1 protein-coding gene is annotated in these 644 nt (G+C 36.6%); it reads left to right on the top strand.

Annotated features, from left to right (window positions below):
* On the top strand, nt 1-644 hold a 644-nt coding region (locus DPG01_RS18530; RefSeq protein ID WP_228157032.1), incomplete at both ends, for an IS4 family transposase.

The following is a 644-nucleotide window of genomic DNA, read 5'->3' as shown; positions in this document are numbered from 1 at the left end:
ATTTTAAGACAAGATTTTGAACGTCTTGCAAAACAATACCATCAAGGACAAAAATTAAGATCTGCAACACGATGGGATCAATTTATTGCTATTTTGATGTCTCAATTATCATGTCGTCAAAGCTTGAGGGATATTGAGTCTAATCTCGAATCACAACAGGAAAAGCTTTATCACCTTGGTGCCAAAAGAATTGCACGAAGTACGTTGGCAAGAATCAATGAAGAACAACCAGCTAGCTTGTATCAACAATTGTTTATCCAACTACTTCAACATTGTGAAAATTCCAAGATTGCTCATAAATTTCGATTTAAAAATCCACTCTATTCACTTGATGCGAGTCATATTGATCTTTCACTGTCATTGTGTGATTGGGCAAAAGTACATGAGTCCAAAGCCAGTATAAAACTTACAGTTGGGTTAAATCATAGCAACACCATTCCTGAGTTTGTTGCGCTTGGTGATGGTATTGAAAATGACATGGTACAAGGTCGACGGCTTAAATTTCCACCTGGAAGTATCATTGTATTTGATAAAGGGTATGTTGATTATCAGTGGTTTGCAGACATGACCAACCAAAAAGTCAGCTTTGTCACTAGGCTGAGACCAAAGACAGTTTATGAGGTGAAATCAAAACAAGATGTGTT

Origin of the sequence: Acinetobacter sp. WCHAc060042 (assembly GCF_003231195.1) — a bacterium.
Lineage (GTDB): Bacteria > Pseudomonadota > Gammaproteobacteria > Pseudomonadales > Moraxellaceae > Acinetobacter.
The sequence above is the reverse complement of the archived record's forward strand: the minus strand, read 5'-3'. Positions and strand labels throughout refer to the sequence as shown.